General features: G+C 60.7%; 6 protein-coding genes and 1 pseudogene. 2 read left to right on the top strand and 5 right to left on the bottom strand.

Annotated features, from left to right (window positions below; translation table 11 throughout):
* Together AC1DLB_RS11140 and AC1DLB_RS11135 are read right to left on the bottom strand one after the other, a co-directional pair.
* Positions 1 to 648: ABC transporter substrate-binding protein (locus AC1DLB_RS11140; protein ID WP_477785004.1), on the bottom strand; the 648-nt coding region annotated here is incomplete at its 3' end.
* Positions 632 to 1,651, bottom strand: coding sequence for a LacI family DNA-binding transcriptional regulator (locus AC1DLB_RS11135; RefSeq protein WP_477743715.1), 1,020 nt, complete (start codon positions 1,649 to 1,651; stop codon positions 632 to 634). The genes AC1DLB_RS11140 and AC1DLB_RS11135, both read right to left, overlap by 17 nt.
* 340 nt (positions 1,652 to 1,991) lie before the next feature.
* Here AC1DLB_RS11135 and AC1DLB_RS11130 point away from each other — a divergent pair.
* Both AC1DLB_RS11130 and AC1DLB_RS11125 read left to right on the top strand, forming a co-directional pair.
* Positions 1,992 to 2,774 (top strand): annotated as a pseudogene (locus AC1DLB_RS11130) (MCP four helix bundle domain-containing protein); the annotation flags it as partial.
* Positions 2,769 to 3,632 carry a methyl-accepting chemotaxis protein gene (locus AC1DLB_RS11125; protein ID WP_371924316.1) on the top strand — a complete coding sequence of 288 codons (864 nt, stop codon included), beginning with the start codon at positions 2,769 to 2,771 and terminating at the stop codon, positions 3,630 to 3,632. The pseudogene AC1DLB_RS11130 and the gene AC1DLB_RS11125, both read left to right, overlap by 6 nt.
* A gap of 97 nt (positions 3,633 to 3,729) precedes the next feature.
* Here AC1DLB_RS11125 and AC1DLB_RS11120 read toward each other — a convergent pair whose 3' ends face one another.
* From AC1DLB_RS11120 to AC1DLB_RS11110, 3 genes are all read right to left on the bottom strand, one after another.
* Entirely contained in the window at positions 3,730 to 7,404 is a 3,675-nt protein-coding gene (locus tag AC1DLB_RS11120; RefSeq protein WP_477785003.1) for a translocation/assembly module TamB domain-containing protein, read from the bottom strand.
* A complete protein-coding gene (locus AC1DLB_RS11115) occupies positions 7,401 to 9,128 on the bottom strand; it encodes an autotransporter assembly complex protein TamA (protein WP_207238872.1) in 1,728 nt (575 codons plus the stop codon). Before AC1DLB_RS11115 ends, AC1DLB_RS11120 begins: the two co-directional genes overlap by 4 nt.
* 65 nt (positions 9,129 to 9,193) lie before the next feature.
* Positions 9,194 to 9,844 (bottom strand): GNAT family N-acetyltransferase, encoded by a 651-nt coding sequence (locus AC1DLB_RS11110; protein WP_018925466.1) that lies wholly within the window; start codon positions 9,842 to 9,844, stop codon positions 9,194 to 9,196.
* Between the last annotated feature and the right edge of the window lie 40 nt (positions 9,845 to 9,884).

Below are 9,884 nucleotides of genomic sequence, written 5' to 3'. Positions count from 1 at the left end.
CGGCAGCTCACCGGAAAGCACCCGCGCATACGCGGTTTGTTTCGGCACGATGGGCGCGTTTTTCGCCAGTTTCTGGAAGTAATCAATGGCCGGCGCGAAGTTATCCAGGGTCCCGCCCATCGCCTGATTAATGGCGACCGCGGACACGTAACCGACGAATGCACTGGATGGATCGAGGTAGCCGACCATGCCTTTGTACTCAGGCTTGAGCAGATCAGCCCAGCTCTGCGGCACCGGCAAGCCACCCAGCGCATCGACGTTGACCATGATTCCCAACGTGCCGGAATGAATTGCAAACCAGTGCCCCTGCGGGTCTTTCAACCCCGTCGGAATCTGCTCCCAGCCTTTGGGCTTATAAGTCCCGACGACTCCGGCTTTTTGTGCCTGTAAACCGAATGTCACGCCGTAATACACCACGTCCGCCACCGGCGCGGCGTGCTCGGCAACCAACTGCGCCAGAGCCTGGCCAGAGTTTTTATTGTCCAGCGGTACCTGCACACCTGTGGTGTCGGCAATGGCCTTGAGTTGAGTGCCCCAATCTGCCCATTCCGGTGGACAGTTGTAGCAAATCGCCGTTTCAGCGGCCTGGGCCAGGCTGGCCACACCGCACAGCCATAACGCAGCCAGGGTTTTAGTGAAGCGGGTCATCGAGTTTCTCCTCGTAGGGTTGAGTACTTTCGCCTGGCCGGACATGGCAAGGCAGGCAATGGGAAACCGGGGCAGCGCCAGCAATTTGTGCCAGCAATTGGTCAATGACCGTGCTGGCCAGCGTTGCAATTGGCTGCACCACGCTGCACAGCGTGGGGTGCATTTGCGTGCCCAGGGCGATACCGTCGAAACCGATCACTGACAGCTGCCCAGGCACATTCCAGCCGTGTCGGCGCAGTTCGGCGATCAGGCTGATCGCCAGCAAATCGTTGGAACAAACCAACGCGCTGGGCGCCTGTGGTCCGGACAAAAAAGGTTCAAGGGCGGCGAAATCGGCTTGGGTATGGGCGGGCATTTCGATCACCGGCAAGCTGTCGAGGCCGTGCTCACGCATCGCGTCGCCATAACCGGCGTAACGCAGACGGGCACGGTCAGACTGCAAGGCCGGGCCGGCGACCATGCCAATGCGCCGATGCCCAGCGTCCAGCAAATAGCGCGTGGCCAGTGCCATCCCGGCGCGGTTGTCGACCGACACCGCGCTGTAATCGGGATTGCCCGGTTGGTGATAAGCCAGCACAAACGGCGTGTCCTCGCTGGCGAGGCTTTGCAGCACGCGGTTGCTTTCGGCATCGGTAACGGTCAGCACCAGCCCGTCAACCCGCTGGCGCAACAACTCCTCGACCACCGCGCTTTCACGCTCGCTGTTGTAATCGGTGGTCGCCAGCAACAAATTGTAGCCACGCAAACGCGCGGCCCGCTCCATTGCCTGGAATTGCTCGGCGAACACCGGATTGAGGAGATTGGGGACCACCACCCCGATCAGGTTGGTGGTTTGCAAACGCAGTTGACGGCCGAGGCGATTGGGCCGAAAACCCAGTTCGCGGGCAGCGGCGAACACTTGCTCGCGGGTCGCCGGACGCACCACTTCAGGGGAGGCGAAGGTCCGCGCGGCAGTCGCCCGCGATACACCTGCCAGTCGTGCAACTTCTTTCAAATCAGTCATTGTCGCTCGCTTGAGATCGATCTCATTCGCGAGAACATTACTCAGCGAACATGGCGTTCATGCGATTAAAAGATGACATTTTGATGTCAATCGCGGCATCCGATTACGCCCCACCCGCTCAACGGATTTGAGCACAGGCGCACCTGTCAGACCTTCAGCGATCCCGCAGAAATAGACTGGGTGTGTTTCCTCCCCCCACGTCCAGAGTCCGTGATGTCTTGCTCTGGGCTACGAGCGAAAAAATGATAAATGTTCTAGTTAGTGAATTATTGTGAAGCCATTATGGTGGCGATTAATCCCCACTGATCAAACCCATACAAACTCCAACCGAGCTCACTGAATGAACATCCTGAGCCGCTCTGAATTCTCGACCAAACTGCTGACAGCGTTTGTTTTCTGCGCCTTGATTACTCTACTCGTAGGCGCCGGTAGCATCCTGAGCATTAATCGGTTGTCCACGGCGCTGGCGTTGACCTTTTCTGACGACCTCGTGTCAGTGGGCAAAATCGGGGAAACCCTGAGCAGCCTCACCGCGCACAACCGTGGGATGTATCGTCTGCTTGATGGGCAAAGAGGCGTGTTACCGGACAGCGAAAATCACCGCCTGCACGAAGCGCTGGTGACTGATTTGAACACTGCAAAAAATGCCTACGCCAGCTACCGTGCGACGCCACTGCAGGACGATGAGCGCGCGGCGGGTGACAAACTGGACCTGGTCTGGCCGACCTACATCAGCACATCACAAAAGATTGTCGAACTGATAGACGCCAAAAATCTGGACCAGGCCGCCGTCATCCTCAACGGCACCAATAACATCGCGTTCCGTGAAGCGCGAAGCCTGATACGGGTGATGGTTGATTCCAACAACCGACAGATAGGCGAAGGCGCTGCTGAGGCGGAAGCGTTGCACCGCACCGCCATACTGTCGTTGACGACCGGGATCATCATTGCGTTCGTCCTGGCAATCGCCCTTGGCGTCTTCATCACCCGCATGATCACACGTCCATTGGCGCTGGCCGTGTCTTACGCACAGGAGATTGCAGGTGGGGACCTCACCCGAGCCATCAGCGGCAACAGCCACGACGAAGCAGGCCAGTTGCTCAATGCCATTTCTGCGATGCAAGGGGGCCTGAAGCGTACCCTCACACAAATCGCCAACGCATCGGATCAACTGGCCTCAGCCGCCGAAGAACTGTCAGCTGTGACCGAAGAAAGCACACGCGGGTTAACCCGTCAGAATGATGAAATCCAGCAGGCTGCCACGGCGGTCAACGAGATGACCGCTGCGGTTGAAGAAGTAGCACGTAACGCCGTCACTACTTCACAAGCCTCAAGCAGCGCCAGTAGCGACGCCATTAACGGTCAGTCACAAGTCAAACAGACCGTGACAGGCATTACCCACATGGTGGCCGAAATCACCGATTCCAACCAGGCAGTGACCGAACTGGCCGGCAATGTCCGGGAGATCAGCAAGGTGCTGGACGTGATTCGCAGCATTGCCGAACAGACCAATCTGCTGGCCTTGAATGCCGCTATCGAAGCGGCCCGTGCGGGAGAGCAAGGTCGTGGTTTTGCCGTGGTGGCCGACGAAGTTCGTGCCTTGGCCCATCGCACCCAGGCCTCCACCGTGGAAATCGAAGGCATGATCAGCACTGTGCAACGCGGGGCCGACGGGGCCGTGAACGCCATGGGCAAGAGCCTGGCACTGGCCACTCAAACCCAGGACCTGGCGCAGGACGCCGGTTCGGCGTTGCAGAAGATTACGGACGGCGTTTCGATCATCAACGAACGCAATCTGGTGATTGCCTCCGCCTCCGAAGAGCAGGCCCAGGTCGCACGGGAAGTGGACCGTAACCTGACGAACATCCAAGACCTGTCGACCCAGAGTACCGCGGGGGCCAATCAGACGGCGGCCGCTAGCCAGGAGCTGTCTCGCCTGGCCGGTTCGTTCAGCACCTTGGTCGCCCAGTTCAAACTCTGAGCGCCGCCGCCCCACTCCCGCAAGGACCACACCGGACCGTGTGGGGCGGACCTGCTTACGACGGGAGCGACCCGGTCTATCTGAAAGGATCGAGGTGTTAGAAATCCCGCTTGTAGAAGATGTCCAGCGAACTGGCCACGCCGCTGGCGGCTTCGAGGTAGACTTTTTTGCTCAGCTTGTAACGCAAGGCGATGGTGTTGGCCGGTTCAAACACGCCTACGCCATAACGCAGGCTGAGCTTCTCGGAGATGTTGCCGCTGGCCACCACACTGGTGGTATTGCCGCTGCCTTGGGTATCGAGCTGGAAGTCCTGAATGCCCAGATCCTTGGCCAACCCGCTAGTGACCCCGGAGCTGCCCATCAAACCCAAGCCGAGGGCGGCCTGGGCGAGCATGTTGTTGTCTTCACCGGTGGTACTCAGCGGACGCCCCAGCACCAGGTAGGACAACGCCTGCTCCTGACTCATCGCCGGCTCGGAAAAGATCTGCGTGGTCGGCTGTTCGGCACTGCCGCTCAAGCGAATGCCGGCAATCACGTCGTCGGTCTGGCGAATCGCTTCGATGTCCAGGTACGGCTGATCGATGGGACCGGCAAACAGCAATCGGGCCCGACGCACCGTCAGCCGCTGGCCGTAGGCGCGATAACGCCCGTCGTTGAGCCAGAGCTCGCCGCGTGTGTCCATGTTGTCGCCGATGTGCACATGACCTTGCAGGTTGGCGGTCAGGCCAAACCCGGCGAAGCTGAGTTTGTCTTCCCCGACCACCACATCGATGTCCATCGCCATGGCCATCGGCGGCTTGCCCTCTTCGGTCTGCTGACCGACGATCACCGTGTCATCGGAGACCTTGACCGTCGACGGCGGCAGCTCACGCACGGTGATTTCGCCCTTGGGCACCAGCACTTTGCCGACGATTGCGAGTTTGTCGTCCTTCATCGAAATTTTCAGGTCCGGCGCCACTTCGAGCTTGGCGTGTGGCTCGACGCTGACCGGCAACTGCGTGCCTTTGAGGGCCAGGTCCACCACCAGCGCCTGGCCCCAGGCGATATTGCCATTGAGAGTGCCCTGCCCGGCCTTGCCGCTTTTCCAGCCGCCATTCAGCTGTACGGTTTCGCCGGCAATCACCGCTTGAAGTTGCAGGGCCTGGAGCGCCATCGGCAGTTCCGGTCCGGAGATTTCACCGTCGCGCAGCTCAAGGTTGCCGTTGACCAGCGGCGCCAGCAACCCGCCAGACAGCGTGCCGCTGCCGTTCAAATGCCCGGTGAGTTTCTCGACCATCGGCACAAACGGCCGCGCCACCGACAAATCCAGGCCATTGAGGCGGAATGAGCCGGTCAGCGGTTTGTTCTTCGGCAACGGGTTGATCTGCGCCTGCAGCATCAGCTCACCAAGCTTGCCACCGACGAAGCTGAGGTCGGTGTCGATGCGTTTTGGCGTGAGTTTGCTGGTGAGTTTCAGGGTCTGGTACGGGAAGTCCAGCCACTGATCCTTTTCCTTCATGCGCAACGTGCCGCCGCTGGCATCGACGCTGATCTGGCCGTTCGGGCCGCTGGCCGGCAAGTCCAGTTGCAGGTCGGCGTTGAGCCGGCCCTGCCAGGCAAAATCCTTCGGCAGCCATTGCGCCAGGCTGTCGATCGGGAACTGCTTGAGGTGGTAACGCAGCTTTGGCTCGGGCATCAAGCGCTGGTCTTCGCCACACAGGCTGGCCGGGCCGGACATCCAGCAATGGGCACCGAAGTTGATTTTGCCGTCCGCCAGCCGTTCGAGTCTGGCCGGGTTTTGCAGCTTCCAGTCCTGACCACCGGCCTGGATATCGCCACTGGCCAAACGCCCGCGCCAGTTACCTTTATCCAACGCGCCGTCGAGACCGAGCGCCAGTTTCAGTTTCGGTCCTTGCAGGTCGAGGGTCAGCTTCTGGTTTTTGATGTCGCCCTGGCCGCTGGCGGTCAAGGTGCCCAGTGACGTGTCGCCGGTCTGGATGCCGCTGCCCTTGAGGTCGATCTTCGCCCGTTGGGCACTGTCGAGGGTGGCATCCAGATTGAGGCTTTGCAGGCGGTTGTCTTCGAAAACCAGTTGCGTGCCTTGCAGGGCGAGCTTGCCTTGCGGTGCCTTGAGCGTGCCGGCGACATTGACCCGACCATTGAGCTGGCCGCGCAGTTGCGGCCAGAGTTGGGCCAGGCGCGGCATTTTGATGTCGATCTGGCCGGCGAGTTTCTGTTGCAGGCTGCCTTGGCCATTGATGCTGTTGTCACCCAGGCGAATCTGCAACGCGCTGAGGTTCCATTGCTCGCCGCCGCCATCAGCCTTGGCTTGCAACACCGCCGGCTGCCCGCGCAGTTTGCCTTTCAGGTCCAGGTCGGCGGTCAGGCTGAGCCTTTCATTCTTCATCTCGCCTTTGCTGCGTAACGGACCCGCCAAGGTACCCGGCAACTCCGCGAGCCAGTACGCCGGGTTGATCGCCGAGAGGTCCAGCGCGGTATCCCAGGCGATGCCGTCGGCAAATTGCAGGTTCAGGTGCCCTTCGGCCTTGCCCTGCCCGGCTTCGAGCTTGAATTGCGGCAGATGGATTTGGCYCAGGTCGCCGCTGAACGGGCTGTTCAGGCTGAACGCCCCGGCCGGGCCATCCAGTGCGGCCTTGAAGTTACCGATGTAGTTGCCGTCGGTGTAGGAGACTTCACCGTTGAAGCTGCGCAGTGCCACTTGCGGCTCATCGATCAGCGGATAGAGGCGGTGCCAGGGGAAATCCAGCCAGTCGATTTTCGCTTCGGCACTGAAGCCTTTGCTCCAGTCCAGTTGCCCGGTGAGCTTGAGGCTTTGTTTGTCATTGGCGGTCAGGTCGAGACCCGCGATTTGCGCGCCCTTGGCGTCAACCTTGCCTTGCAGCAACAACGCGACCGGGCCAAGTTCGGCGGGCAACGTGGCTTTGCCGAGCAACTGGTAGCCGTTTTTCAGGTCGCCGTCGCCGGTGAGCTCCAGTTGATTGAGTTGCAGGGTGTCCGGCAGCTCGGCGCTGGCCTTGAAGCCGTCAGCGGTGATACGCACTTTTGCCGGCAGGTTTTCCACCAGCGGCTGCAATTCGCCGGTCAACTGCCCGTTCAGGTAACCGCTGCTGTCGGCTTTCAGCTTCAGGGTTTTCAGCAGGTCGCCGTCGACCTTCAACACCAGCGCCCAGGGTTCGGTGCCCGGCGCCGGCAAGGTCAGTTTGCCTTCGGCGGTCAGCGGCCAGTTGCCGCTCGGTTGCAACAGGCCAGACAGGTTCAGGCTCAGTTCATCCCGCTGCAAGTGCACCGAGTCGATCTGCAAACCCTGTTCGGTCCAGTGCGCCGCCAGTTGCAGGCCTTTGAGCTCTTCGCTGCCGTTGAACAGCAGACGGCCGACCTTGACGTCACCCAACTCAATGGCCAGCGGCAACTTCAAGTCCGGAAGGCTGATCGGCCCGCTGCTTTGCTCTTCTGCGCCTGGCGGAAATTGCAGGCTGACCTGCTCAGCCTGCAATTGCTCGATGCACAGCGTCATGCGCGTCAGGCACAGCGGCGACCAGGCGAAAATCGCCTGGTTCAGCTCAACCCGGCTGTTGTCCTGCTGCCACAGCAGATGGTCGGCGCTCCACTGTCCACCCAAACGGCCCTGGAAATTCTCCACGGTCAAACCCGGCACAAACCCGAGCGCCCAGCGACTGCCCGTCGCCGTACCCAGCACGATGATCAAGGCCAGCACGACCAGCATCAGCAGCGCCGGGATCGCCAGCAGCGCTATTTTCAAACCACGCTTCACAGCTCAGGCCCCATGGAAAAGTGCAGTCGAATGCCGCCGTCGTCGTCCATCGCGTGGGCCAGGTCGAGGCGAATTGGTCCTACCGGCGAAACCCAGCGTACGCCAATACCGACGCCGGTCTTCAGGTTCGGCAGTTCGAGGGTGTTGAAGGAGTTGCCCTGATCGATGAAGGTTGCGACCCGCCACTTTTCGGCGATGGAGTATTGATACTCGACGCTGCCGGCCACCATGTAACGGCCACCGATACGGTCGCCATCGGAGTTCTCCGGGGACAGGCTCTGGTAATCGTAACCGCGCACGCTCTGATCGCCACCGGCGAAGAAGCGCAGAGACGGCGGCACCGATTTGTAACCGTTGGTGGCGCTGCCGCCGACCTGCACCCGACCGAGGAAGCGGTGTTTATCGAAGACCGTGGTCAGGCCTTTGACCAATGCCGTGCCATACACCAGGTTGGTGTCCGAACCCAATCCTTCCTTGGCGACCTTGGTTTCGAATTGCAGGCGATAGCCATTATGCGGATCGATGCGGTTGTCGCTTTTCAGGTACGAATAGCTCACGCCGGGCATTAGCAAGGTACTGAGCCCCGAGTCGTCACCGAGTGTATATTCCTCGCGTTGCCATTTAAGCGACACCACCCGCTGCCAGCCGCTGGGCAACTTGCTGTGCCATTCGGGGCCGAGGGTCAGCAATTTGCTGCGGGAGTCGGTGCCAGCGATATCTTCATATTGATAGCCAGCGGCCCAGCGCAGTTTGTCGGTCAACGGTGGGTCCAGGGGAATGTCGTAAAACACCCCGACGTTCTGCCGCGGTGCCGACAGTTCGGCTTCCCAGCCATAGCTGTCGCCTTGCGGGTTGACCCAGTGCCGGGTCCAGTTGGCCTTGATTCGCGGGCCGACGTCGGTGGAAAACCCCAGACCCAAGCCCATGGTCCGAGGCTTGCGGGTGTCGAGTTTGACCGCCACCGGGATCACGTCGTCCTTGGAGGCCGTTGGCGCCGCGTCGACGCGCACGCCTTCGAAATAACCGCTCGATTGCAGCGCCTGATTGAGTTCGGCGATCAGTTCCGAGTCATAGGGCGTACCGGCCTTGAACGGCACCATGCGTTGCAGCAGGTCTTCGTCGAACGGCGTGTCGCCTTCAAAACTGACTTTGCCCAGCGCATAACGCGGGCCGCTGTCGTAGATCAATTCGATGTCGGCGACGCCCGCGCGCGGGTCCACCAGCAGCTTCTGGCGAGTGAAGCGCCCACTGAAGAAGCCGAAACGCGAGGCCTGGTTCTGGATCAGCCGCTTGGCGTCTTCGTAACGGCCATGGTTAAGCACCGCGCCTGGCATTAGCAGGTCGCTTTTGGGCACACGAAAGGATTTGAGCGAGGCGGCAGGACCGTCGACACGTATCGTGACGTTACGCAAATGGATCGGCTCGCCGGGATCGATGTTCAGCACCAGGCGCGGCGTCTTGCCGCCCTTCACGTCGCTGTCGATTTGCGGCTGGTAATACCCCAAGGCCTGGGCGGCCTTGCGCGCCTGTTCTTCGGCGCCGCGACTGAAGCGCAGCAAGGCTTCTTCATCGCGATCGCCGAGGCTACCGATATAGCCCTCTATATTGGCCTTCAGTTCATCGTTGGACGGTTTGATCCGCACATCCAATTCACTTTGCGCCAGCGCCGCGCAGCTGGATAACAGCATCAACAGGCCGCTGGTGATTCTTCCTGGAACATTCATAGGCGCGGATGCTATCACGAGCTTGGGAGCCTGATAGAGCCGGACTTGTCCCATAAGTTCGGCGATTACGCTGTTGCTGTTTGTAACACCTGCGGGTTGGCGTGGAAAAACACGTGCTCACGAATCGGTCCTACGGCCACTTCGCCGATTTCCTCATAGCCCTGACGCTTATAGAACTCCAGATAGCGAGGATTCCCGGTGTCGAGGATCACACCCTGGGAGTGCTCATCGACCGCGCACCAGTTGTGCACCGCTTGCAGCAACTGTTCGCCAAAGTGCTTGCCCTGGAACTGCGGGTGAACCCCCAGCAATGGCAGGACGTGCACCGAGTCGGACGGCACGCACGCCATCACGGCGGCGTGGTAATCGAGGTAGCGTCGGGTACAGCGAAACCCGGTGCTGAGCACCATCCGCAGGCGCCAGGCCCAGCTTTCGGTGATGCCCAGGCGGCGTTGCGGCGGCGCGATCAGGGCGATGCCGATCAAGCGGTCATTCACCAGCAGGCCGATGGCCGGCAAATCCTGCAGAAAGTGCTGTTTGATCAGTTCGCGCACCGTCGCCCGGACTCGCTGTTCATAACCGGGGCGTTCGGCTTCGAACAGGTAGCCGAACGTCGGCTCGTGCCGGTACGCCTGGTACAACAGGGAACGCGCTTCGCGGGAATAGCCGCTGTCGAGCATGTGAATATCGGCGATGGCGGTCGAGGTTTCGGGCATAACGGCGGATCTCCCTGGGGCACAGCTCAGATGGCTGCGC

It is taken from the genome of Pseudomonas sp. 05N434 (assembly GCF_056396965.1).
The sequence above is the reverse complement of the archived record's forward strand: the minus strand, read 5'-3'. Positions and strand labels throughout refer to the sequence as shown.